The organism is Nocardioides albidus, assembly GCF_006335005.1.
GTDB lineage: Bacteria > Actinomycetota > Actinomycetes > Propionibacteriales > Nocardioidaceae > Nocardioides > Nocardioides albidus.
Window position 1 is genome coordinate 280,602 of sequence record NZ_VDMP01000024.1, and the last position, 21,856, is coordinate 302,457.

Annotated in this window: 26 protein-coding genes; 16 read left to right on the forward strand and 10 right to left on the reverse strand. The window is 72.3% G+C overall.

The genetic code is table 11. The features are described from left to right. Positions 1–69 precede the first annotated feature (69 nt). Genes glpK through FHP29_RS12315 form a run of 3 tightly spaced genes read left to right on the forward strand, consistent with a single transcriptional unit; the run spans position 70 to position 4,156 of the window. Positions 70–1,608, forward strand: a complete 1,539-nt coding sequence (gene glpK, locus FHP29_RS12305) for a glycerol kinase GlpK (protein ID WP_139623136.1) — start codon at positions 70–72, stop codon at positions 1,606–1,608. After that, entirely contained in the window at positions 1,605–3,386 is a 1,782-nt protein-coding gene (locus FHP29_RS12310; RefSeq protein WP_139623137.1) for a glycerol-3-phosphate dehydrogenase/oxidase, read from the forward strand. Before glpK ends, FHP29_RS12310 begins: the two co-directional genes overlap by 4 nt. Continuing rightward, positions 3,386–4,156, forward strand: coding sequence for an SDR family oxidoreductase (locus tag FHP29_RS12315; RefSeq protein ID WP_139623138.1), 771 nt, complete (start codon positions 3,386–3,388; stop codon positions 4,154–4,156). The genes FHP29_RS12310 and FHP29_RS12315 overlap by 1 nt, the downstream gene beginning before the upstream one ends. Here the strand turns inward: FHP29_RS12315 and FHP29_RS12320 are convergent. Next, positions 4,042–4,962: an SURF1 family cytochrome oxidase biogenesis protein gene (locus FHP29_RS12320; RefSeq protein ID WP_240044472.1), complete on the reverse strand. Its 921-nt coding sequence runs from the start codon at positions 4,960–4,962 to the stop codon at positions 4,042–4,044. The genes FHP29_RS12315 and FHP29_RS12320 overlap by 115 nt on opposite strands. 15 nt (positions 4,963–4,977) lie before the next feature. Between FHP29_RS12320 and moaA the strand changes: the two genes are divergently transcribed. Then, on the forward strand, positions 4,978–5,973 hold the full coding sequence (gene moaA, locus FHP29_RS12325) for a GTP 3',8-cyclase MoaA (protein WP_139623139.1): 996 nt from the start codon (positions 4,978–4,980) through the stop codon (positions 5,971–5,973). Between the two features lie 67 nt (positions 5,974–6,040). Here the strand turns inward: moaA and FHP29_RS12330 are convergent, their stop codons facing one another. The 3 genes from FHP29_RS12330 to FHP29_RS12340 all read right to left on the reverse strand — a co-directional run bounded on the left by FHP29_RS12330 (position 6,041) and on the right by FHP29_RS12340 (position 7,628). After that, on the reverse strand, positions 6,041–6,970 hold the full coding sequence (locus tag FHP29_RS12330; RefSeq protein ID WP_139623140.1) for a DUF559 domain-containing protein: 930 nt from the start codon (positions 6,968–6,970) through the stop codon (positions 6,041–6,043). Between the two features lie 186 nt (positions 6,971–7,156). Next, entirely contained in the window at positions 7,157–7,345 is a 189-nt protein-coding gene (locus FHP29_RS12335; protein ID WP_139623141.1) for an acetone carboxylase, read from the reverse strand. Further along, positions 7,335–7,628 (reverse strand): DUF3099 domain-containing protein, encoded by a 294-nt coding sequence (locus FHP29_RS12340; protein ID WP_139623142.1) that lies wholly within the window; start codon positions 7,626–7,628, stop codon positions 7,335–7,337. Before FHP29_RS12340 ends, FHP29_RS12335 begins: the two co-directional genes overlap by 11 nt. 53 nt (positions 7,629–7,681) lie before the next feature. On the opposite strand from FHP29_RS12340, the gene FHP29_RS12345 reads away from it, so the two are divergent. The 3 genes from FHP29_RS12345 to fabI all read left to right on the forward strand — a co-directional run bounded on the left by FHP29_RS12345 (position 7,682) and on the right by fabI (position 9,574). Next, positions 7,682–7,897: a dodecin gene (locus FHP29_RS12345; RefSeq protein WP_139623143.1), complete on the forward strand. Its 216-nt coding sequence runs from the start codon at positions 7,682–7,684 to the stop codon at positions 7,895–7,897. 170 nt (positions 7,898–8,067) lie between these two features. Next, the gene (gene fabG / locus FHP29_RS12350) at positions 8,068–8,778 is read left to right on the forward strand and encodes a 3-oxoacyl-ACP reductase FabG (protein ID WP_192904010.1); all 711 of its coding nucleotides are present in this window, start codon (positions 8,068–8,070) and stop codon (positions 8,776–8,778) included. Position 8,779: 1 nt separating this feature from the next. After that, positions 8,780–9,574 carry an enoyl-ACP reductase FabI gene (fabI, locus tag FHP29_RS12355; RefSeq protein WP_139623145.1) on the forward strand — a complete coding sequence of 265 codons (795 nt, stop codon included), beginning with the start codon at positions 8,780–8,782 and terminating at the stop codon, positions 9,572–9,574. Here fabI and FHP29_RS12360 read toward each other — a convergent pair. Next, the gene (locus tag FHP29_RS12360; protein ID WP_205014056.1) at positions 9,503–10,237 is read right to left on the reverse strand and encodes a YwaF family protein; all 735 of its coding nucleotides are present in this window, start codon (positions 10,235–10,237) and stop codon (positions 9,503–9,505) included. The genes fabI and FHP29_RS12360 overlap by 72 nt on opposite strands. 17 nt (positions 10,238–10,254) lie before the next feature. On the opposite strand from FHP29_RS12360, the gene FHP29_RS12365 reads away from it, so the two are divergent. Next, on the forward strand, positions 10,255–10,764 hold the full coding sequence (locus tag FHP29_RS12365; RefSeq protein ID WP_139623147.1) for a SixA phosphatase family protein: 510 nt from the start codon (positions 10,255–10,257) through the stop codon (positions 10,762–10,764). A 17-nt stretch (positions 10,765–10,781) separates the two neighbouring features. On the opposite strand, the gene serB is transcribed toward FHP29_RS12365, so the two are convergent. Beyond that, positions 10,782–12,005, reverse strand: coding sequence for a phosphoserine phosphatase SerB (gene serB / locus FHP29_RS12370; RefSeq protein ID WP_139623148.1), 1,224 nt, complete (start codon positions 12,003–12,005; stop codon positions 10,782–10,784). A gap of 13 nt (positions 12,006–12,018) precedes the next feature. Continuing rightward, positions 12,019–12,756 carry a hypothetical protein gene (locus FHP29_RS12375; protein ID WP_240044473.1) on the reverse strand — a complete coding sequence of 246 codons (738 nt, stop codon included), beginning with the start codon at positions 12,754–12,756 and terminating at the stop codon, positions 12,019–12,021. 31 nt (positions 12,757–12,787) lie between these two features. Between FHP29_RS12375 and FHP29_RS12380 the strand changes: the two genes are divergently transcribed. The 4 genes from FHP29_RS12380 to FHP29_RS12395 are packed head-to-tail and all read left to right on the forward strand — an operon-like array spanning position 12,788 to position 15,920. Then, positions 12,788–13,585 (forward strand): ABC transporter ATP-binding protein, encoded by a 798-nt coding sequence (locus FHP29_RS12380; RefSeq protein ID WP_139623150.1) that lies wholly within the window; start codon positions 12,788–12,790, stop codon positions 13,583–13,585. Positions 13,586–13,594: 9 nt separating this feature from the next. Then, positions 13,595–14,068 (forward strand): NfeD family protein, encoded by a 474-nt coding sequence (locus FHP29_RS12385; protein WP_139623151.1) that lies wholly within the window; start codon positions 13,595–13,597, stop codon positions 14,066–14,068. Next, on the forward strand, positions 14,065–15,138 hold the full coding sequence (locus FHP29_RS12390; RefSeq protein ID WP_139623152.1) for an SPFH domain-containing protein: 1,074 nt from the start codon (positions 14,065–14,067) through the stop codon (positions 15,136–15,138). Before FHP29_RS12385 ends, FHP29_RS12390 begins: the two co-directional genes overlap by 4 nt. Continuing rightward, positions 15,135–15,920, forward strand: coding sequence for a sulfite exporter TauE/SafE family protein (locus tag FHP29_RS12395; protein ID WP_139623153.1), 786 nt, complete (start codon positions 15,135–15,137; stop codon positions 15,918–15,920). The genes FHP29_RS12390 and FHP29_RS12395 overlap by 4 nt, the downstream gene beginning before the upstream one ends. A gap of 6 nt (positions 15,921–15,926) precedes the next feature. On the opposite strand, the gene FHP29_RS12400 is transcribed toward FHP29_RS12395, so the two are convergent. Both FHP29_RS12400 and FHP29_RS12405 read right to left on the reverse strand, forming a co-directional pair. After that, the gene (locus FHP29_RS12400) at positions 15,927–16,313 is read right to left on the reverse strand and encodes a hypothetical protein (RefSeq protein WP_139623154.1); all 387 of its coding nucleotides are present in this window, start codon (positions 16,311–16,313) and stop codon (positions 15,927–15,929) included. A gap of 22 nt (positions 16,314–16,335) precedes the next feature. Next, the gene (locus tag FHP29_RS12405) at positions 16,336–17,310 is read right to left on the reverse strand and encodes an alpha/beta hydrolase (protein WP_139623155.1); all 975 of its coding nucleotides are present in this window, start codon (positions 17,308–17,310) and stop codon (positions 16,336–16,338) included. A 54-nt stretch (positions 17,311–17,364) separates the two neighbouring features. On the opposite strand from FHP29_RS12405, the gene FHP29_RS12410 reads away from it, so the two are divergent. The 3 genes from FHP29_RS12410 (at position 17,365) to FHP29_RS12420 (ending at position 19,966) form a co-directional block, all read left to right on the forward strand. Next, positions 17,365–18,078, forward strand: a complete 714-nt coding sequence (locus FHP29_RS12410) for a PP2C family protein-serine/threonine phosphatase (RefSeq protein ID WP_139623156.1) — start codon at positions 17,365–17,367, stop codon at positions 18,076–18,078. Positions 18,079–18,156: 78 nt separating this feature from the next. Then, positions 18,157–19,317: an LLM class flavin-dependent oxidoreductase gene (locus tag FHP29_RS12415; RefSeq protein WP_139623157.1), complete on the forward strand. Its 1,161-nt coding sequence runs from the start codon at positions 18,157–18,159 to the stop codon at positions 19,315–19,317. Between the two features lies 1 nt (position 19,318). Continuing rightward, positions 19,319–19,966 carry an FMN reductase gene (locus FHP29_RS12420; protein ID WP_139623158.1) on the forward strand — a complete coding sequence of 216 codons (648 nt, stop codon included), beginning with the start codon at positions 19,319–19,321 and terminating at the stop codon, positions 19,964–19,966. A 27-nt stretch (positions 19,967–19,993) separates the two neighbouring features. On the opposite strand, the gene FHP29_RS12425 is transcribed toward FHP29_RS12420, so the two are convergent. Next, the gene (locus FHP29_RS12425; protein ID WP_139623159.1) at positions 19,994–20,521 is read right to left on the reverse strand and encodes a YbhB/YbcL family Raf kinase inhibitor-like protein; all 528 of its coding nucleotides are present in this window, start codon (positions 20,519–20,521) and stop codon (positions 19,994–19,996) included. Between the two features lie 71 nt (positions 20,522–20,592). On the opposite strand from FHP29_RS12425, the gene cobA reads away from it, so the two are divergent. Further along, positions 20,593–21,825: a uroporphyrinogen-III C-methyltransferase gene (gene cobA / locus FHP29_RS12430; RefSeq protein WP_240044474.1), complete on the forward strand. Its 1,233-nt coding sequence runs from the start codon at positions 20,593–20,595 to the stop codon at positions 21,823–21,825. The last annotated feature ends 31 nt before the right edge of the window (positions 21,826–21,856 follow it).

Below are 21,856 nucleotides of genomic sequence, written 5' to 3' on the forward strand. Positions count from 1 at the left end.
CAGAGCGTTCCGACGACCCGCATCCGGAATGTCCCCGACCCGGCCCCCGATCGTCCCTAGGGTGGGGTCATGGCTGAGGCACGCTTCGTGGGGGCGATCGACCAGGGGACCACGAGCACCCGCTTCATGGTGTTCGACCACGACGGCGCCGAGGTCGCCCGCCACCAGCTCGAGCACACCCAGCTGCTACCCCGCGCGGGCTGGGTCGAGCACGATCCCGTCGAGATCTGGGAGCGGACGTCCTCGGTCGTGCAGACCGCGCTCGGCAAGGCGCGGCTCGGCGCGGAGGATCTCGCCGCGATCGGGATCACCAACCAGCGGGAGACCACCATCGTGTGGGACCGCCGGAGCGGACGGCCGCTCTACAACGCGATCGTGTGGCAGGACACCCGCACCGACGCCATCGCTGCCGCGCTCGACCGCGACGGCGCGGGCGGACCGGGCGACGTCATCCGCCATCGCGCCGGACTCCCGCCGGCGACGTACTTCTCCGGCGGCAAGCTGCAGTGGATCCTGGAGAACGTGCCCGGCGTCCGGGAGGCGGCCGAGCGCGGCGACGCGCTGTTCGGCACACCGGACACCTGGGTCCTGTGGAACCTGACCGGCGGCTCGGACGGGGGCGTCCACGTCACCGACGTCACCAACGCCAGTCGCACCATGCTGATGGACCTCGAGACGCTCGACTGGGACGACGAGCTCCTCGGCCTCTTCGGGGTGCCGCGCGCGATGCTGCCGCAGATCAGGGAGTCCTCGGCCACCACGCCCTACGGCGTCACCCGGCGCCACGGCCCGTTCGGCGGCGAGGTCCCCATCACCGGCATCCTCGGCGACCAGCAGGCGGCGACCGTCGGGCAGGTGTGCTTCGCGCCCGGCGAGGCCAAGAACACCTACGGCACCGGCAACTTCATGCTGCTCAACACCGGCACCGAGATCGTCCGCTCGAAGGCCGGCCTGCTCACGACACCGGCCTACCAGCTGGGCGACGAGCCCTGTGTGTACGCACTCGAGGGGTCCATCGCCGTCACCGGCTCGGCCGTGCAGTGGCTGCGCGACCAGCTCGGCATCATCAGCGGGGCCGCGGAGTCCGAGTCGCTGGCCCGGCAGGTCGACGACAACGGCGGCGTCTACTTCGTGCCCGCGTTCTCCGGGCTGTTCGCGCCCTACTGGCGCTCCGACGCCCGCGGAGCCATCGTGGGCCTGTCGCGGTTCAACACCAACGCCCATCTCGCGCGGGCCACGCTGGAGGCGATCTGCTACCAGTCGCGCGACGTGGTCGAGGCGATGTGCGCCGACTCCGGCGTGGCGCTGGAGGTGCTCAAGGTGGACGGCGGGGTCACCCTCAACGGCCTGTGCATGCAGATCCAGGCCGACGTCCTCGGCGTACCCGTGTCCCGGCCGGTCGTGCCGGAGACGACGGCCCTCGGCGCCGCGTACGCCGCCGGGCTATCGGTCGGCTACTGGCACGACACCGACGAGCTGCGCCAGAACTGGCGCGAGGACACCCGCTGGGATCCGCACTGGGACGAGGAACGCCGGGAGGCCGGCTACGCCCAGTGGAAGAAGGCCGTCGCCCGCACCCTCGACTGGGTCGAGGTGGGCGATCGATGAAGACCGCCCCGCTCTCCCCGCGTGCCCGCTCCGCCGCGCTCAAGCGGCTCGCCACCCAGCAGCTCGACGTCCTCGTCATCGGTGCCGGGGTCGTCGGCGCCGGTGCCGCTCTCGACGCCGCGACCCGTGGGCTCTCCGTGGGCCTGGTCGAGGCGCGCGACTTCGCCTCCGGCACGTCGAGCCGCAGCTCCAAGCTGATCCACGGCGGCCTGCGCTATCTCGAGATGCTCGACTTCCGGCTGGTCGCCGAGGCGCTCAAGGAGCGCGGTCTGCTCATGCAGCGGCTCGCCCCCCATCTCGTGCGGCCGGTGCCGTTCCTCTACCCGCTCACCGGTCTCGCCTGGGAGCGGTGGTACGCCGGCTCCGGTGTCGCGATGTACGACGCGATGTCCAAGGCCAGCGGATACGGCGACGGGATCCCGGTCCACCGCCACCTCACCCGCCGCGGCGCGCGCAAGGCGTTCCCGTCGCTGCGCAAGGACGCGCTCGTCGGCGCCATCCGCTACTACGACGCCCAGGTCGACGACGCCCGGCACACGATGTTCCTCGCCCGCACGGCCGCGACGTACGGCGCCGTCGTCGCCTCCCGCACCCGCGTCGTCGGGCTGATCAAGGAGAGCGAGCGCGTCGTCGGAGCCGAGGTGGTCGACCTCGAGACCGGCCACCGCTTCGAGATCCGCGCCTCGCAGGTCATCAACGCCACCGGCGTGTGGACCGACGAGACCCAGGCCATGGCCCGCGAGCGCGGCCAGTTCAAGGTCCGGGCCAGCAAGGGCATCCACCTCGTGGTGCCGCGCGACCGGATCCGCGGGGAGACCGGACTGATCCTGCGCACCGAGAAGTCCGTCCTGTTCGTGATCCCGTGGAAGCGGCACTGGATCATCGGCACCACCGACACCGACTGGGAGCTCTCCAAGGACCACCCCGCGGCCAGCAGCAGCGACATCGACTACCTGCTCGAGCACGTCAACGGCGTGCTCGAGGTGCCGCTGACCCGCGATGACGTCGAGGGCGTGTACGCCGGCCTCCGCCCGCTCCTCGCGGGCGAGTCCGCGGCGACCTCGAAGCTGTCGCGCGAGCACGCGGTCGCGCACAGCGTGCCGGGCCTGGTCGTCGTCGCCGGCGGGAAGTACACGACGTACCGGGTGATGGCCGCCGACGCGGTCGACGAGGCGGTGCACGGTCTGGAGACGGTGCTCGGGCGCAAGGTGGGGGAGTGCGTCACCGAGCACATCCCGTTGGTCGGCGCCGACGGCTACCAGGCGCTGTGGAACCAGCGCCGCGCGCTGGCCACCCAGTCCGGGCTCGCGATCAACCGCGTCGAGCACCTGCTCGAACGCTACGGCTCGCTCGTGCTCGAGGTGCTCGATCTGATCGCCGCCGAGCCCGACCTTCGCGAGCCGCTGCCGGGCGCCGAGGACTACCTGATGGCCGAGGCCGTCTACGCCGTCACCCACGAGGGCGCCCGCCACCTCGACGACATCCTCACCCGACGGCTGCGGGTCTCGTTCGAGACCTTCGACCGGGGGGTCGCGGCGGCGCCGTACGTCGCCGACCTGGTCCGCGGGCACCTCGGCTGGGACTCCGACCAGCACACCCGCGAACTGCAGCACTACCTCAAGCGCGTCGAGGCCGAGCGGGAGAGCCAGCGACAGCCCGACGACCACACCGCCGACGCGGCACGCAAGGGCGCACCGGACGTCGTCCCCGTGTCCCGTGCCGTCGGGGAGCCGGCGGAGGAGCCGGCCGAGCAGAACGAGTCGATGGAGATCCCCTGATGGACCTGCAGCTGAAGGACCGCGTCTACCTGCTCACCGGCGCCACGCGAGGCCTCGGTCGCGCCACGGCCGAGGCGCTCGTCGCCGACGGCGCCCGCGTGGTCGTCTCCGGGCGGCACGCAGACACGGTCGAGGCGGCCGTCGCCGACCTCGGCGGGCCGGACCGGGCGCGCGGCGTGGTGGCCGACAACGCCGACGCGGCGACCCCGGCCGCTCTGATCGGCGCCGCCCAGGACGCGTGGGGGCGGGTCGACGGGGCGCTCGTCAGCGTCGGCGGGCCGCCGGCCGGGCGGATCACCGACATGACCGACGAGCAATGGACCAGCGCCTTCGGCTCGGTGTTCCTCGGAGCGGTCCGGCTGGCGCGCGAGGTCGGAGCCGTCCTCGCCGGATCACCCGACGGCGGCTCGATCGCCTTCGTGCTGTCCAGCAGCGTGCGCCAGCCCATCCCCGACCTCGCCATCTCCAACGGCCTGCGCCCCGGGCTGGCGATGGCGGCGAAGACCCTCGCCGACGAGCTCGGCCCGCGCGGGATCCGGGTCAACGGCCTGCTGCCCGGACGGCTCGCGACCGAGCGGGTCGCCGAGCTGGACGCGGCCCGCGGTGACGCCGCCGCGGTGCGCGAGGCGGCCTCGGCGCAGATCCCGCTGCGGCGCTACGGACTGCCCGAGGAGTTCGGTCGGGTCGCGGCGTTCGTGCTGTCGCCCGCGGCGTCGTACCTCTCCGGGGTGATGCTGCCGGTCGACGGTGGCATGGTCCGCGCGCTCTGATCCTCGGGTCGCGCCCGCCGTGAGAACGGGCCTCCGGAGCGGCGCTTCGTGCCGAGGCGCTCGCCGCGCGGGCCCAGCCTGCGCTCGTCCCAGGCCAGGTAGGCGAACCCGCCGATGGCGAGGACCCCGAAGAACCACCACTGCAGGCCGTAGAAGAAGTGGGGGCCCTCGTCGAGCTCGGGGAGCTCGACCGGAGCGAGCTCCTTCTCCGGCTCCGGGTCCTCGGCCTTGAGGGCGAGGAAGCCGCCGAAGACCTCGCGGTCGATCGCCCGGCCGATCGGGCCGCTCGCGATCGCGCGCGTCGAGTGGTCGTCGACCTCGGTGCTGCCGCCGGCGCCGTCGGCCCGGACCCACCCAGTGACGGTGACCTCACCCGCCGGGGGAGCGGGCAGTTCGTCGGCCTCGATCCGCGGGTCGTCGGTCCCGTACCAGCCGCGGTCGACGAGCAGCGCCGTACCGTCCGCGGTGACGAGCGGGACGACGACCTCCACGCCCGGGTAGCCGTTGCGCGTCCGGTAGCGCACCACGACCGTGTCGTCGCGGGCGTACTCGCCGCGCGCCGTGACCAGCCGCCACTCGTCGGCCTCGGCGACCTCACGTCCGGGAGCCAGCACGTCGGCGACAGCGGCCGGGTCGCGGTGCTCGTTGGCCTGGACGATCGCGTTGCGCTCCTTGCGATCGTCGAGCCGCCCGAACTGCCACTCACCGAGCCACCAGGTCGCCCACCCGACGAGGATGATCGCCAGGAAGAACAGCACCCAGCGGCGACTGAGCAGAAATCGCCACGAGGTCAGCCACGAACGCACGCGGCCTATGCTGGCATGGTGCACACACTGGTCGATCAGCACGGGCGGGTGGCGACGGACCTCCGGGTGTCGTTGACCGACCGCTGCAACCTGCGCTGCACCTACTGCATGCCGCCCGAGGGTCTCGACTGGATGCCGACGGACGAGCAGCTCACCGACGACGAGGTCGTCCGGCTGATCGGCGTCGCGGTCCAGCGGCTGGGCGTGCGCGAGGTCCGGTTCACCGGCGGCGAGCCGCTCGTACGACGCGGCCTGGTCGACATCGTGCGCCAGGTGCGCGCGCTGGACGCCGAGGTCGAGATGTCGATCACCACCAACGCCCTCGGTCTGGCGAAGACCGCCCACGCGCTCGCCGAGGCCGGTCTGAACCGGGCCAACGTCAGTCTCGACACGGTCCGCAGCGAGGTGTTCCACGAGATCACCCGCCGCGACCGGTTCGCCGACGTCGTCGAGGGCCTGGCGGCCGCCGAGGCGGCCGGCCTTGGCCCGGTGAAGGTCAACGCCGTCCTGCTCCGCGGGGTCAACGACGACGAGGCCCCCGAGCTGCTGGCCTGGTGCCTCGACCGCGGCTACCAGCTGCGCTTCATCGAGCAGATGCCGCTCGACGCCCAGCACGGCTGGGACCGTGCCTCGATGGTCACGGCCGACGACATCCTCGCCTCGCTGTCCGCGGCGTACCGCCTCGAGCCGGCCTCCGAGCCCCGGGGCAGCGCACCGGCCGAGCTCTTCCACGTCGACGGCGGCCCGGCCACTGTCGGCATCATCGCCTCGGTGACCCGCCCCTTCTGTGGTGACTGTGACCGCGTCCGGCTCACCGCCGACGGTCAGGTCCGCAACTGCCTCTTCGCCCGCTCCGAGTCCGATCTGCGTGACGCGATGCGCGCCGGCGCCACCGACGACGAGCTCGCCGACCGCTGGCGCGCCGCCATGTGGGGCAAGCTCCCCGGCCACGGCATCGACGACCCGACCTTCCTCCAGCCCGACCGCCCCATGTCCGCCATCGGCGGTTGAGTTGCCCCCTTCTCACCGTCGAGTTGCCACTTTCTGACCGTCGAGTTTCCGGATCCTCACCGTCGAGTCACCACTTCGACCACCGCCGGTTCGAGTACGACGGCGCCAGGGCCTCCTCCAGATCGCGGATCCACCGCGTCCGAGCCGCGCCGGTGAAGTCTCCGCGCTTGACGACGATCACCACCCAACCGTGATCGCGCAGCCACCGGCGCCGCTCCGCGTCGTACTCGCGCTGCTCCTCGAGCAGGTCGTGAAACTCCTCGCCGTCGTACTCCACGCACACCCGCGCCGCCGGATAGGCGAAGTCGAGCCGGTACGTCGGCACTCCGTCGATCTCGATCCACCACTGTGGCTCGGGCTTGGGCAGACCCTCGTCAAGGATCTCCAGCAGCACCCACGCCTCGCGGTGCGACTCCACCCGCGGATCGACGAGTGCCGCGAGCGGTCGACACTGCACCACGCCCCGCCGACGTCTGAACCTCGGCTCCTGCCGCAGGAGGTCGATGCTGGTGAATCCGTGATGGCGGGCCAGGAGGCACATCGCGGCGTACGCCTCGCGACGCTGGAGATTGCAGCCGAGGTCGAGAGCAGTGCGCAAGGGGGAGGTGACGCGGACGCCCTCGATCTCGACGATGTCAGTCGGAAGGAGGTCGCGTTGCCGCCCGCTCAGCTCGCGGCGCCGGGTGGCATGGCGGCCACGCAGGGAGCACGTCTCGACGGCCGCGATCGCATCGTGCTCGGCGAAGGTGTGCACGTCGACGCCGTGGACCCAGGCGGCAGTTCGATCGACGACGATCTGGTGCGCCGCCACCGAGCACCGCAATGAGTGCACCCGAAGCGAGACGGAGTCGGGTGTGTCGATGCGCCGATAGGTCCCGGCCCCGATCCGGACGAGCAGGCCAGCGGCGGCCGCGCGCCAGATCTGGGTGCGGGTCAGGCCGAGCTCGGTGGCCTCGCGCACGTGGAACGGTCTGGTCGGATAGAGGTCGATGTCCATCCGCCGACGATCGTCGATCCGGGCGGCGGAAGCCGTCCAGGCGCGTCGGCCTGGGGACGGAGTGCCGTGCCGGAACCGTCTGTGGACGATCGACGGCTCTGTTGACCACCAGGGTGACGGGTGGGACGCGGCGCTGGGAAACTCGACCGTGAGTTCGGGGCAACTCGACGGTGAGTTCGGGGAAACTCAACGGTGCGGGACGGTCTCCTTGAGGAACCCGCGGGCGCCCAGGAAGGCCTCGAGGGACTCGCGGTGGGCGTCACACGCGAGCCAGGTCTTGCGACGATCGGGGGTGTGCAGCTTGGGGTTGTTCCACAGCAGCTGCCAGGTGGCCGGCTCGCGACAGCCCCGGGCCGAGCAGATGTCAGGCTCCATGCTCACCTTGTTCGAGCTGGCGCTGCGGGTCGCCGCCGCCGGTCAGGGGGAGCGAGGTCGCGCGGCTGTCCTCGGCGTTGGCCATCACCACCGCGACGTACGGGAGGACGATCGCGCCGGCGATCAGGATCGGCCAGAGCCAGTGGATGCCGGCGGCGCCGGTGATCGCCGCCCCGATGAAGCACAGGGTGCGGATCGTCATCGCGATGACGTACTTCTTCTGGCGCCGGGCGAGGTCGTCACGCGGGCTGGAGCCGGCCGTGGTGATCCGGATGGCGTCCATGCCCTCACCCTACGCCCGCCCCACGCGGGCCGCGTCGTGAGTACGCTGCAGACATGTCCAACCGCACCTATCGCGTCAGCGAGATCGTCGGCACCTCTCCCGACGGCATCGACCAGGCAGTCCGCAACGGCGTCGAGCGCGCCGGCCAGACCCTGCGCCACCTCGACTGGTTCGAGGTCACCCAGGTGCGCGGCCAGGTCAAGGACGGCGCCGTCGAGCACTTCCAGGTCACCATGAAGATCGGCTTCCGGCTCGAGGACGACGAGTAGGCCGACTCCGCTCCCGGTGACGGCCGTTGTTGGGTTCGCCTCCGCGGCCGGGTGACAGGTGCCGGCCGACCCATCCAGACCCGTTTGTCGGGGTCCTACAACACACAGCGAGGATCTTGGTGTCCACCGCGGGCGAGCCGGGAGGACCGGCACCACTAGCGTCACAGAGCGTGAGCCAACCACGTTCCGTTCTCGTCACCGGAGGCAACCGCGGCATCGGCCGTGCGATCGCCGAGGCCTTCATCGCCGCGGGCGACAAGGTCGCCGTCACGACCCGGAGCGGAGGTGCGCCCGAGGGCGCGCTCGAGCTCAAGGCCGACATCACCGACCCGGTCGCGGTCGAGGCGGCCTTCGCGGCCGCCGAGCAGGCGCACGGCCCGGTCGAGGTGCTCGTCGCCAACGCCGGCATCACCAAGGACACCCTGCTGCTGCGCATGTCGGAGGACGACTGGTCGTCGGTCATCGACACCAACCTGACCGCCTCCTTCCGGCTGGCCAAGCGTGCCGCCAAGGGCATGCTGCGCCAGAAGAAGGGCCGGATCATCTTCATCTCCAGCGTGGTGGGCCTGCTCGGCTCGCCCGGCCAGGTCAACTACGCCGCCTCCAAGGCCGGCCTGGTCGGCATGGCCCGCTCGATGGCGCGTGAGCTCGGGCCGCGCTCGATCACGGCCAACGTCGTGGCGCCCGGATACGTCGACACCGACATGACCGCGGTGCTGACCGACGAGCAGAAGGAAGGGATCCGCACCCAGGTCCCGCTGGGCCGGTACGCCGACCCGACGGAGATCGCGGGCGCGGTGCTGTGGCTGGCCAGCCCGGAGGCGGCCTATGTGACCGGCGCGGTGATCCCCGTGGACGGCGGACTGGGAATGGGGCACTGACATGACGATCAACAGCAACGGCATCCTCGCCGGCAAGAACATCCTCGTCGCGGGGGTCACCCTCGACAGCTCGATCGGCTTCGCGGTGGCGAAGTTCGCCCAGGAGCAGGGTGCGACGGTCCTCGTCTCCAACTTCGGCCAGGCGCTGCGGATCACCCGCCGCATCGTCAAGCGCCTCCCCGAGCTGCCCGAGGTCATCGAGCTCGACGTGACCGACGCCGAGCACCTTGCCGCGCTCCCGGACGCCGTCCGCGAGGCTCTCGGCCCGGACGCCCGGCTCGACGGCGTCGTGCACTCCATCGCCTACGGCAACCCGGAGACGCTGCTCGGCGGCAAGTTCCTCGACGGGCCGTGGGAGGACGTCGCGCAGGCCGTCCAGGTCTCGGCGTACTCCCTGAAGTCCCTGGCCGTCGCCTGTCGTCCGCTGATGTCCGAGGGCGGCTCGGTCGTGGGCCTCACCTTCGACGCGAGCGTCGCCTGGCCGGTCTACGACTGGATGGGCGTGGCCAAGGCCGGCCTGGAGTCGACCGCTCGCTATCTCGCCCGCGACCTCGGCGGCGACGGGATCCGGGTCAACCTGGTCTCCGCCGGCCCGCTGCGCACGCTCGCCGCCAAGGCGATCCCCGGCTTCGAGGACCTCGAGTCGATGTGGACCACCAAGTCTCCGCTCGGCTGGGACAACACCGACCAGGAGCCGACGGCCAAGGCGGTCTGCGCACTGCTCTCAGACCTGTTCCCGTCCACCACCGGGGAGATCGTCCACGTCGACGGCGGCTTCCACGCGATGGGCGCCTGACCCGATCCACCTGCGGGCGGCCAGGGTCATCAGCGCCCAGACGGCCAGGACGATGAGGATCTCCTCGACGACGTACCACGGCCACGGTCCGAGCAGGTCGAGGATCGACCTGCCCGGCTTGCGCATCAGGTAGCCGTAGTTGGTGTCGGCGACGACGTTGAAGACGTACGTCGCCGCGGCCCAGACCAGCGTCGTGAGGACGACCGCCCGGTAGTCGCGCCAGCGCGGCACCAGGCGCAGTCCGACGACCAGGTAGACGGCCGCCCACACGATGAGCAGGTGCAGCGCCCAGAACGCGAAGTAGCGCGGGTGCGGCAGGTCCTCGTTCAGCGACGGCGTGACGATCCCCTGGATCGTCAGGGTCAGTCCCCAGAAGAACGTGAGAGCGACCGGGAACGGCCGGTGGCTCCACAGCGCCCAGGTGGCCGCGACCCAGGCCAGGTCGCACAGGTGGAGCGGCAGGGTCACCCGGAGGTCGAAGTTCACCAGGAGGTCGACCACCTGGAGCGGCACGGTCGCGACGGGGACGAGCACGGCGCAGGTCCGGCTGAACCGGGTCGGTCGCCCCCGGGACGCATGTCGGCGCCCGAGCACGACCGCAGCCACCGCCCCGACGAGGAACACGGCCAGCGGCGCGAGGTGGGTGGGACCGTACTGGATCACAGGTCTACGATGCACCGGTGGAGAAGCAGCGGCTGCTCGTCGTCGTCCGACACGCCAAGGCCGAGGCGTTCGCCCCCTCCGACGCCGATCGCGTGCTCACCGCCGGCGGCCGCGGAGACGGACAGGCGCTCGGCGCCTGGCTGGCGGCCGAGGGCATCGCGCCGGACGTCGCCTACGTGTCGTACGCCGCGCGCGCCCGCGAGACGTGGGAGGCCGTGTCCCGCGGAGCCGGCTGGGGCCTCGCGCCCCAGATCGACGGCAACCTCTACGCCACCGACGAGGAGGGGGTGCTCGAGATCGTCCGCACCACTGCCGAGGACGCGTCGACCGTGGTCGTCGTCGGCCACAACCCGACGATGGCGATGCTGACCCAGCTCCTCGACGACGGCGACGGGGAGGCGACCGACTCCGTCGAGCTCGGCACGTTCCCGACCGGTGCGGCCGCCGTGTTCGAGGTCGACGCCACGTGGGAGGACCTCGCCCCGATGGGCTGCCGGCTGCGCGCCTTCCACGTCGGGCGGGCCTGACCGAGCCGGCTCGGGGCTCAGGGCAGCGGGGGAGCGGGCGTCACGAACCCCGCCGCCGCGTCGGCCGCCTCGATCTCCTCGCGGGTGATGCCGAGCAGGTAGAGGATCGCGTCGAGGTAGGGCACGTTGAGCGCCGTGTCGGCCGCCTCGCGTACGACGGGCCGGGCGTTGTAGGCGATGCCGAGACCTGCCGCGGCGAGCATGTCGAGGTCGTTGGCGCCGTCGCCGATCGCGATCGTCGCGTCGATGGGCACGCCGAGGTCCGCGGCGAACTCCCGCAGCGCCGTCGCCTTGCCCGCGCGGTCGACGACCGGGCCGGCGAGCTCCCCGGTCAGCCGGCCGTCGACGATCTCGAGCGTGTTGGCTCGCGCCCGGTGGATGCCGAGGTCGGCGGCGAGGCGGTCGGTGATCTGGCTGAACCCGCCGGAGACGATCGCGAACCGGTAGCCCAGGCGGCGCAGGGTGCGGACCAATGTCCGGGCGCCCGGGTTGACGACGATCGCGCCGTACACATCGTCGATCGCGGAGGCGTCGAGCCCGGCCAGCAGCTTGACCCGGGCACGCAGCGACTGCTCGAAGTCGAGCTCCCCGCGCATCGCACGCTCGGTGATGTCGGCGACCTCGGCACCGAACCCGGCGTGCTCGGCGAGCATCTCGATCACCTCGCCCTGGATGAGGGTCGAGTCGACGTCCATCACGATCAGGCGGACGCCGTGGCGCAGCAGGTTGGCCGGCTGGACGGCCACGTCGATGCCCTGGGCGGCGGCGTCCACGGCGAGCAGCTGGCGCAGCCGGTCGGGCTGGGCGCCCGAGACGTCGAGCTCGAGGGCGGTGACGGGGTAGCGGGCCATCCGCTCGATCCGGTCGATGTTGCCGCCGCAGTCGGCGATCCGGCCGGCGATGGCGGCCATGGCCGAGGCCTTGAGCGGTGCGCCGATGACCGTGACGTGGGCGCGGTCGCGGTGCCGGGAGCGGTTGTCGCCCGACCCCTTCTCGACCTCGACCGTCATGCCGAGGTCCTCGACCGCGGCATCGAGCCGTCGGCGCAGCCGCTTGCGATCGCGGGGCGCGGTGACGAGGACGCCGAGGACGAGCCGGCCCCGCATCAGGATCTGCTCGAGGTCCACCACGCTGACCCCGGACCCGGCGAGGCTGTCCAGCACCCGGGAGGTGACGCCGGGCCGGTCGGCGCCGGTGACGGTGATGAGGAGGGTGTCGTCCGCTGCGTCGTGAGGGCTCATGGCGGGTTGCAGGCTACCGGTGCGCGGACTCGTCGGGCTCCGGTGGCCAGCCGTCGGGCGAGCAGGCGGCGGTCAGGGCGTGCCGGGCGGCACGCTCCAGCGGGTCGAGCGCCGCCCGCCGGGCGAGGGCCTCTCCGGCCGAGAGCGCGCCGCCGTCGTCGCGCAGAGCGAGCTCGACGACCGCCTCGACATGGAGCGCCCGCCCGGCCAGGTCGACGCACCGTCGCGGCGTGCCCGGCGGAGCCGCCAGGGGTACGCCGGCCCGCAGGTCGAGCAGCTCGTCGGCGACCCGCGGCTGCCAGCGGGCGACGTCGAGGTCCGCGAGAGCGTTCGCCGCGGTCAACAGGGTGCTGCGCAGCTGCCGGTCGGCCTCGCCCAGGTCGGGAGGCGGGCGGCGCTCCGCGGGCAGCACCGTCCACTCCACGGCCCGGCCGACCTGGCGAGGCACGAGTCCGGTCCCGGCGAGGAGGGCGACCTCCCCGGCCTCGACCGCGGCGTGGGTCAGGTCCCGGGGCCCGCGCAGACCGGCCGGGTCGCCCGGCGCGGGGAAGGCGGCCGCGACCTGGTCGGCGCCGTGGTTGCGGGCGGCGGCGAGCTCGAGCAGCAGCGACGAGGGCCCGTCCGGTCCGCCGACCACATGGGTCACGTCCTCGCCCTGGACGGCGTCCAGCACGTCGTCGGGCCCGACCCGCCCGCGCAGCCACGCCGTACCCCACCACGCCAGCCGGGCGGATGCAGGGAGCGCGCTCACCCGCCGGAGAGTACTCGTTAAGGTGGCTCGCATGTCCGCCGTGCTCGAGCTCGCCGAGGTGTCCGTGCGTCGTGGGCAGGCGAGCCTGCTCGACCGGGTCAGCTGGGTCGTCCGCGAGGGCGAGCGCTGGGTCCTGCTCGGTGCCAACGGCGCCGGCAAGACCACCCTGATGCAGATCGCGGGCGCGCAGCTGCACCCCACGTCCGGCGCGGTCGGGCTGCTGGGCGAGCTCCTCGGCACCGTCGACATCTTCGAGCTGCGGCCGCGGATCGGCGTCTCGAGCGCCGCGATCGCCGAGCAGATCCCGCGCGACGAGACGGTCCGCGACCTGGTGCTGACCGCGTCGTACGCCGTCCTGGGCCGCTGGCGCGAGAGCTACGACGGCGTCGACCACGAGCGCGCCGACGCGCTGCTGCGCGAGGTCGGTGTCGCGGGACTCGCCGACCGCACCTACGGCACCCTCAGCGAGGGCGAGCGCAAGCGGGTCCAGATCGCCCGGGCGCTGATGACCGACCCGGAGCTGCTGCTGCTCGACGAGCCGGCGGCCGGCCTCGACCTCGGCGGGCGCGAGGACCTCGTCTCCACGCTCTCGGTCCTCGCCTACGACCCGCTGTCGCCCGCGACGGTCCTCGTGTCGCACCACGTCGAGGAGATCCCGCCGGGCTTCACGCACGTGCTCATGCTCCGCGACGGCCGCGTGGTCGTGCAGGGACCGCTCGAGGAGACGCTCACCGCGGAGGCCCTGTCGGCCACCTTCGGGATGCCGCTGGTCCTCGAGCACCACGACGGCCGGTACGCCGCGCGCCGCAAGCAACACCACCGCGGATAGGGTCGTCGCATGGACTGGCTCCGCGACCACCTGTGGGAGGCCTGGCTCGCCGCCGCGATCGTGCTCGCCCTGGCCGAGCTGGTCAGCCTCGACCTGTTCCTGCTCATGCTGGCCGGCGGCGCGGTGGCCGGCGTGCTGACCGCGCTGGTCACCGACAACGTCGTGGCGCAGGTACTCGTCGCGTCCGCGACCGCCGTCCTCCTGCTCGGCGCCGTCCGTCCGCCGCTCGTACGCCGGCTCCACGGCGGTCCCGACCTCGTGCTGGGTCCGGCCGGCCTCGTCGGTCGTCGCGGGATCGTCACCGAGACCGTCGCCGAGCACCGGCCCGGCCGGGTGAAGATCGGCGGCGAGTCCTGGCTGGCCGTCGCCGAGCCGCCGACGACCGAGCTCGCGGTGGGTGCGACGGTGGAGGTCGTCTCCATCGCGGGCGCCACGGCCCACGTCCGCCCCGCCTCCGAACCCCCTCTCGAGGAACTCCGATGATCCTGCTCGTCCTGCTCGCGCTCGTCCTGCTGTTCGTGATCACGATCGTCGCGAAGTCGATCCGGGTGATCCCGCAGGCCTACACCGGCATCGTCGAGCGGTTCGGGAAGTACAAGGAGACGCTGCCGGCCGGGTTGAACTTCGTCGTGCCGTTCATCGACAAGGTCCACTACGTCATCGACCTGCGGGAGCAGGTCGTCAGCTTCCCGCCCCAGGCCGCCATCACCGAGGACAACCTGACGGTCGACATCGACACGGTCATCTACTTCCAGGTCACCGACCCGATCGCGGCGACGTACGAGATCTCCAACTACATCCAGGCGATCGAGCAGCTCACCATGACCACCCTGCGCAACGTCGTGGGCGGCATGGACCTCGAGCAGACGCTGACCAGCCGCGAGTCGATCAACAGCGGGCTGTCCGCCGTGCTCGACGAGACCACCGGCCGGTGGGGCATCAAGGTCAAGCGGGTCGAGATCAAGGGCATCGAGCCGCCGCCGTCGATCAAGGACGCGATGGAGAAGCAGATGCGCGCGGAGCGGGACAAGCGCGCCTTCATCCTCACGGCCGAGGGCCAGCGGCAGTCTGCGATCCTCACCGCGGAGGGCAACAAGCAGTCCGCGATCCTCAACGCGGAGGGCGAGCGCGAGTCGCAGATCCTGCGTGCCCAGGCCGACCGCGAGGCGCAGATCCTGCGGGCCCAGGGTGAGGGCCAGGCGATCCAGACGGTCTTCCAGGCGATCCACGACGGACGGCCCGACCAGTCGCTGCTCGCCTACCAGTACCTCCAGATGATGCCGAAGATCGCCGAGGGCGACGCCAACAAAGTGTGGGTGATCCCCTCGGAGATCACCAAGGCGCTCGAGGGCCTCGGCTCCTCGATCCACGAGGTGGCGGGCATCCCGAGGACCACCTCCGGCCCGGCCAAGCGGGTCGACATGGGCCCGAGCGAGCCGGCGGTCACCGACACCGGCACCAGCGCCGCGGTCCAGCAGGCCATCGCCGAGGCCGAGAGCGCGGCCCGTCCGGGCCAGCCCCCGACGGGTCCGGGCCAGCCCCCGGCGGAGTGAGCCCGCTCGAGGCCGTCGCCGTCCTGCTCGCCGGCGTCGGCGCCGGCACCATCAACGCGGTGGTCGGCTCCGGGACGCTGATCACCTTCCCCACGCTGCTCGCCTTCGGCGTCCCGCCGGTCACCGCGAACATGTCCAACAGCCTCGGCCTGGTGCCGGGGTCGGTCGCGGGGGCCTACGGCTACCGCCGGGAGCTGGAGGGTCAGCGCGAGCGGACGCTGCGACTGCTGGCGTTCTCCACCGCGGGCGGGGTGCTGGGCGCCGTGCTGCTCCTGGTCCTGCCGCCCGGCGCGTTCGAGACGATCGTCCCCGTCCTGATCCTGCTGGGCGTGACGCTCGTCGTGCTCCAGCCGCGGATCTCCCGGGCCGTCGCGGCCCGGGCGGAGCGCCGCGCGGCCACGGTCGAGCAGTCCTGGTGGGTCCCCCTGGCGATCTGCGCCACCGGCGTGTACGGCGGCTACTTCGGAGCCGCCCAGGGCGTGTTGCTCATGGGGGTTCTCGGGATCGGGATCGCCGACACCCTCCAGCGACTCAACGGCGTCAAGAACGTGCTCGCCGCGGTCGTCAACGCCGTGGCGGGGCTCGTGTTCGTGCTCGCCGCTCAACTGGGCCTGCTCGGCTCCGGTGTGCGGGTCGACTGGCTGATCGTGCTGCTGATCGGCGTCGGCTCGGTCTGCGGCGGGCTGCTCGGGGCCACGGTCGGCCGCCGACTCCCGCCGCTGGCCCTGCGCACGGCGATCGTGGTGGTCGGCCTGACGGCCGTCGTCGTCCTGGTCAGCTGAGCGCCGTCACCGATCCGTCGCGCGGCCCCGGCCCCAGGCCAGCAGTCCGGAGCCGACCGCACCGGCCGCGGCGCCGATGAGCATCCCGCTCGCGAGCTTGCTGACGTTGCGCCGACCCAGCTCGATGACGCCGTTGGCCAGGTCGGCGCCGTCGACGGCCACGCCGACCAGCACGAGCCGACGCCGGAGCGCCCCGCGCGAGGCCATCGTCACCGCGCCCAGGGCGATCTCGCGCGCGCCGAACATCCGGCCCATGTAGGCCAGCTGCGGGTTGGCAGCCGGATCGAGCCCGAACACCCGCGCGGTGCTCGCGGGAGCGGCGAGCGCGCCGGCGCCGATGACGATGCGGCCGAGGGAGAGTCCGGTCACGGGGTCCAGGCTGAGAGCAGGCATGGGGAGAGACTAGGCGGAACCTCTAGGGCGTGGATGCGATCTCGCGTCGCACGTACGCCGTCAGCCAGCGCTCGATCTCGCCGTAGGCGCGCGCCCGCGGCTCGCTGCGCGAGAGCACGACGTCGTGGACGGCACCCGGGACGGCCGCGTAGGTGACGTGCCGCCCGACGGCCACCGACCATCGGCGGATCTGGTCGACGTCGAGCACGATGTCGGTGGAGAAGACCTCCTCGTCCATCCCGCGGGGGTGGCCGCTGCGGTCGGAGGAGAGCACGAGGACGGGCGCCGGCACGTCGAGCCCGGCCTGGAGCCGCGCGTGGCCCTGGCGGACCGCGCGCAGCCAGCCGAGGCGGACCGGGAAGGAGTCGACCGGCTTCCAGGTGAGGTCGAAGTCCCACTCGCCCTCGTGGTCGCGGTGGAGGCTGCGGGCGTAGTAGCCGCTGACGTCGCGGCGCAGCTCGCCCAGGGGACGGCGGCGACCGGCCTGGTCGATCAGCCGGTTGGCGACGGGGGAGCGCATCCAGGCCTTGCCCTGCAGGTCGAGCCACGGCGAGTTGAGGAGCAGTCCGGCCAGCTCGGCCGGCTGCCGCTCGTGCGCCCACAAGGCGACGATCAGGCCCCCCGTGGAGTGACCGGACAGGACCACCCGCCGGTGACCGTCGCGGACGGTGATCCGCTCCCAGGCCGCGTCGAGCTCGTCGAAGTAGTCGCTCAGGTCGGCCACATAGGTCGCCGACTGGTGCTCACGCAGCGAGCGGCCGTACTTGCGCAGGTCGAGGGCGTACATGGCGTGTCCGCGCTCGAGCCACCACTCGCCGTACTCGGTGTGGAAGAAGTAGTCGGAGAACCCGTGCACGTGCAGGGTCGCCGCTCCGGTCGGCTCCGGCGCCGCGCGCTGGACCAGCGTCGCGACGACCTCGCCCTCGAAGTCGTCCTCGAGGCGAAGGGTCTCCGCGATCCACGGCTCGCCCAGGATGTCGGTCGTCGCGTCGGTCACGGCGAAAGTCTAGGTTCCCGCAGGACGGGCGCGAGCGAGCCCTACGCTGTGGCGATGGACGACGCCGCTGCCTGGGCCCGGATCCGTGAGCGGCTCCTCGCCCGCGGTCGGATGCCGGCCCTCCCCGCCGGGTGGCGGCACCAGTCGGCGATGCTGTCGGCCCAGGGCTATGCGTACGGCGGCGACTTCATCGTCGCCGACCTGCAGGAGTCCGAGGGGCTGCTGCGCACCGTGCTGGTGGACGTGTGCGGCAGCGGCGAGTCGGCGGTGCCGGCCGCCCTGCAGTTCGCGGGGGCGCTGGAGAGCCTGATCTCGGTGGTGCCGGGCGACGAGTTGCTGTTCGACGCCAACACCTACCTGCTGCGCCAGCCCTCCGACGAGAGCATGGCGACCGCCGTGCAGCTCGATCTGGAGCTGGCGACCGGGCGCTACCTCATCCGCAGCGCCGGCCACCCACCCGCACTGGTGTGGTCGGCCGCGGACAGGACCTGGCAGGTCGACAGCGCCCGAGGCACCGCGCTCGGGGTCAGCGAGACGCCGGAGCTCGAGGAGACGACCGGCGTGCTGGGGCACGGCGACGCGCTGATGTTCTACACCGACGGCGTCGTCGAGTCGCGCTGTGAGGACATCGACATCGGCATCGCCTGGCTGCAGGAGACCGGCCGGGCGTCGTACCTGACCGGCTGGGAGGGCGCGGCGAAGCGGATCATCGACCGGGTCGACCGCGGCGACGACGACCGTGCGGTGCTGATCCTGGCCCGCTGCTGAGCGCCGCCACGCGGGGAATATGGTTGACATGTCACCGGTTACTCTCGGTGACAGCACGCAGACCCCCAGGAGCGGACCATGCAGATCGGCATCTTCACCGTCGGCGACGTGACGACCGACCCGACCACCGGACGGACGCCGTCCGAGCACGAGCGGATCAAGGCCACCGTCGCCATCGCGAGGAAGGCCGAGGAGATCGGCCTCGACGTGTTCGCGACCGGCGAGCACCACAACCCGCCGTTCATCGCGTCCAACCCGACCGCGACCCTGGCCTACATCGGCGCCCAGACCGAGAGCATCATCCTCTCGACGGCCACCACGCTGATCACGACCACGGACCCGGTGCTCATCGCCGAGGACTACGCCAAGCTCCAGCACCTCACCGACGGTCGCGTCGACCTGATGATGGGCCGCGGCAACACCGGTCCGGTCTATCCGTGGTTCGGCAAGGACATCCGCCAGGGCATCAACCTGGCCATCGAGAACTACGCGCTGCTGCGCCGGCTGTGGTCGGAGGAGGTCGTCGACTGGGAGGGCCGCTTCCGTACGCCGCTCCAGGGCTACACCTCCACCCCGCGCCCGCTCGACGGCGTCGCGCCGTTCGTGTGGCACGGCTCGATCCGCAGCCCCGAGATCGCCGAGCAGGCCGCCTACTACGGCGACGGCTACTTCCACAACCACATCTTCTGGCCGCCGGCCCACGCGGCGCAGATGATCCGGCTCTACCGCGAGCGCTTCGAGCACTACGGCCACGGCGCCGCCGACCAGGCGATCGTCGGGCTGGGCGGACAGTTCTTCATGCGGCCCAACAGCCAGGACGCGGTCCGGGAGTTCCGTCCCTACTTCGACAACGCGCCCGTCTACGGACACGGCCCCTCGCTCGAGGACTTCTCGTCGCAGACGCCGCTGACGGTCGGCTCGCCCCAGCAGGTCCTGGAGCGGACCCTGTCCTTCCGTGAGTACGCCGGGCACTACCAGCGCCAGCTGTTCCTCGTCGACCACGCGGGCCTGCCGTTGAAGACGGTGCTCGAGCAGCTCGACCTGCTGGGCGAGATCCTGCCCGAGATGCGCAGGGGCTTCGCCGAGGGCCGGCCCGCGCACGTCCCCGACGCCCCGACCCACGCGTCACTGGTGGCAGCCGCCGGCGGTGCCGAGCACAGGACCGAGGACGGCACCGAGGACGGCGCCGCCCACGTCCAGGACACCTTCACCGGCACCACCGACCGCCAGGAGATCTGACATGCGCACGATCGTCGTGGTCTCGGCGGGGCTCTCGGTCCCGTCCACGACCAGGCTGCTCGCCGACAGGCTCGGCACGGCCGTCGAGCGGGCGGTCGTCGCCCGCGGCGAGGAGGTCGAGGTCGCCCACGTCGAGCTGCGGCCGCTCGCGCACGCCCTGGCCGACCACCTGCTCACCGGGTTCGCGACCGGCGACCTGGCCGACGCCCTGGACCGGGTCGCGCGCGCCGACGGGCTCGTCGTCGTCACACCGGTGTTCTCGGCGTCGTACTCCGGGCTGTTCAAGACCTTCTTCGACGTCCTGGAGCCAGGCGTGCTCGACGGCAAGCCCGTCGTCATCGCGGCGACGGCCGGCACCGCGCGGCACAGCCTCGTGCTCGACCACGCCCTGCGCCCGCTGTTCGCCTACCTGCGCGCGGTCGTCGTGCCCACCGGAGTCTTCGCCGCGAGCGAGGACTTCGGAGCCACCGACGACGGCTCGCTGGACAAGCGTGCCGAGCGGGCGGCCGGCGAGCTGGCCGCACTGCTGACGGGGCCTGCTGCGCACGCGCCGGCCGCGACGGAGCGTCGCTTCGTCGCGGACGAGTTCGCCTCGCCGGCCCCGTTCGAGCAGCTCCTGCGGGAGGCGGGTGGCCGGTCGGTCCGTTGAGACCGGCCGCGGCGGCCCGGCCCCGGATCAGTGCTGGTAGGTGCCGGTGACGATCGCGCGGCCGAGCGTCTTGAAGGCGAGGTTGAAGCCGACCACGGCCGGCGTGGCCGAGGAGTCGACGCCCAGCTCGGCCTCCTTGACCGCGTGCACGACGTAGAAGTAGCGGTGCACCTGGTCGCCCTCCGGCGGCGCGGCGCCGGCGTAGTCGGGGGTGCCGAAGTCGTTGCGCACGTGGAAGGCGCCCCCGGGCAGCGTGGCGTCGGACGCGCCGGCCCCGGTGTCGAGACTCGTCACGTCGGCGGGGATGTCGACCACGACCCAGTGCCAGAAGCCGCTGGGAATGGGGGCGTCCGGGTCGAAGCAGGTCACGACATAGCTCTGGGTGCCCTCCGGGCCCGGCTCCCAGGACAGCTGGGGCGAGGTGTTGCCCAGGGCGTAGACCTGGTCGTCCTTCAGGGGCTGGCCGTCGGTGACATCGGTGCTGGTGACCCCGAAGGTGGCGGCGGCCGGCAGGAGCGGGTACGGGTCCGGGGACACGGGGCGATCGAGACTCATGTCACGACAAGGTAGTCCGGTGGTTGGCCCGCGCCAACGCCGGGAGGGTGGCTGTCGGAAGAATGGTCCCCGTGAGCGACTTCCCGCCGTACCCGTCCGGTCTGCGTCTGGCCGGCCGCCGCGTCCTCGTGGTCGGTGGTGGCCACGTGGCCCAGCGCCGTGTGCCGCAGCTGATCGCCGTCGGCGCCGACGTCCACGTGGTGTCGCCGACGGTGACGCCCTCGATCGAGGGGCTGGTCGGCTCGGGCGAGATCACCTGGCACGAGCGCGCCTTCGAGGACGCCGACCTCGACGGCGCCTGGTACGTCATCGCGGTGACCGACGACCGCGCGGTCAACGACCACATCTCGACCCTCTGCGAGCTCGAGCGGGTGTTCTGCGTGCGGTCCGACGACGCCACGCTCGGCACCGCTTGGACCCCTGCGGTCGGACGCGAGGCCGGCATCACCGTGGCCGTCGTGGGCAACCGCGACCCCCGCCGGTCCGCCTCGGTGCGCGACGAGATCGTCGCCGGGCTGCGCGACGGCACCATCGCCGCCCCGCACCACCGCGACGACACGCCGGAGCGGACCCCGGGCGTGACCCTGGTCGGGGGCGGGCCCGGTGACCCCGAGCTCATCTCCATCGCCGGGCGCAAGGCCCTGATGGCCGCCGATGTCGTCGTGGCCGACCGCCTGGCGCCCCGGGAGCTGCTGGGCGACCTGCCCAGCGACGTCGAGCTCGTCGATGTCGCGAAGCTGCCGCGGGGACGCTCGGCGCAGCAGGAGGAGATCAACCGGATCATCGTCGAGCGCGCGCTCGCCGGGAAGCGGGTCGTCCGGTTCAAGGGCGGCGACAACTTCGTCTTCGGCCGCGGGTTCGAGGAGATCATCGCCTGCCGGGAGGCCGGCGTACCGGTCACGGTGATCCCCGGCCTCACCTCCCCGGTCTCGGTCCCCGGCATCGCCGGCATCCCGGTCACCCATCGCGGCGTCACCCACGAGTTCACCGTCGTTTCCGGCCACCTGCCGCCCGGCCATCCGGAGTCACTGGTCGACTACGAGGCGCTGGCACGGATGCGCGGCACCGTCGTTGTGATGATGGGCGTCGAGAACGCGCCGCACATCGCCGCAGCCCTCGTCGCCGGCGGACGCGCCGGCTCGACTCCCGTGGCCGTGATCTGCGACGGCACCATGCCCACCCAGCGCACCGTGCTCGCCACGCTCGACACCCTCGCCGAGCGGATGGCGGAGGAGAGCGTGAAGCCGCCGGCGATCGTCGTCATCGGCGACGTCGTCGCGGTGGCGCACCCGAGCGCCTTCTGACGACTGTCTGAGGACTGAATCGTGGCGACCT

Coding starts and splice junctions, on each gene's coding strand:
- glpK (WP_139623136.1), top strand. CDS start 70: ATGGCTGAGGCACGCTTCGTGGGGGCGATCGACCAGGGGACCACGAGC.
- FHP29_RS12310 (WP_139623137.1), top strand. CDS start 1,605: ATGAAGACCGCCCCGCTCTCCCCGCGTGCCCGCTCCGCCGCGCTCAAG.
- FHP29_RS12315 (WP_139623138.1), top strand. CDS start 3,386: ATGGACCTGCAGCTGAAGGACCGCGTCTACCTGCTCACCGGCGCCACG.
- moaA (WP_139623139.1), top strand. CDS start 4,978: ATGGTGCACACACTGGTCGATCAGCACGGGCGGGTGGCGACGGACCTC.
- FHP29_RS12330 (WP_139623140.1), bottom strand. CDS start 6,970: ATGGACATCGACCTCTATCCGACCAGACCGTTCCACGTGCGCGAGGCC.
- FHP29_RS12335 (WP_139623141.1), bottom strand. CDS start 7,345: ATGGAGCCTGACATCTGCTCGGCCCGGGGCTGTCGCGAGCCGGCCACC.
- FHP29_RS12340 (WP_139623142.1), bottom strand. CDS start 7,628: ATGGACGCCATCCGGATCACCACGGCCGGCTCCAGCCCGCGTGACGAC.
- FHP29_RS12345 (WP_139623143.1), top strand. CDS start 7,682: ATGTCCAACCGCACCTATCGCGTCAGCGAGATCGTCGGCACCTCTCCC.
- fabI (WP_139623145.1), top strand. CDS start 8,780: ATGACGATCAACAGCAACGGCATCCTCGCCGGCAAGAACATCCTCGTC.
- serB (WP_139623148.1), bottom strand. CDS start 12,005: ATGAGCCCTCACGACGCAGCGGACGACACCCTCCTCATCACCGTCACC.
- FHP29_RS12380 (WP_139623150.1), top strand. CDS start 12,788: ATGTCCGCCGTGCTCGAGCTCGCCGAGGTGTCCGTGCGTCGTGGGCAG.
- FHP29_RS12385 (WP_139623151.1), top strand. CDS start 13,595: ATGGACTGGCTCCGCGACCACCTGTGGGAGGCCTGGCTCGCCGCCGCG.
- FHP29_RS12390 (WP_139623152.1), top strand. CDS start 14,065: ATGATCCTGCTCGTCCTGCTCGCGCTCGTCCTGCTGTTCGTGATCACG.
- FHP29_RS12400 (WP_139623154.1), bottom strand. CDS start 16,313: ATGCCTGCTCTCAGCCTGGACCCCGTGACCGGACTCTCCCTCGGCCGC.
- FHP29_RS12410 (WP_139623156.1), top strand. CDS start 17,365: ATGGACGACGCCGCTGCCTGGGCCCGGATCCGTGAGCGGCTCCTCGCC.
- FHP29_RS12415 (WP_139623157.1), top strand. CDS start 18,157: ATGCAGATCGGCATCTTCACCGTCGGCGACGTGACGACCGACCCGACC.
- FHP29_RS12420 (WP_139623158.1), top strand. CDS start 19,319: ATGCGCACGATCGTCGTGGTCTCGGCGGGGCTCTCGGTCCCGTCCACG.
- FHP29_RS12425 (WP_139623159.1), bottom strand. CDS start 20,521: ATGAGTCTCGATCGCCCCGTGTCCCCGGACCCGTACCCGCTCCTGCCG.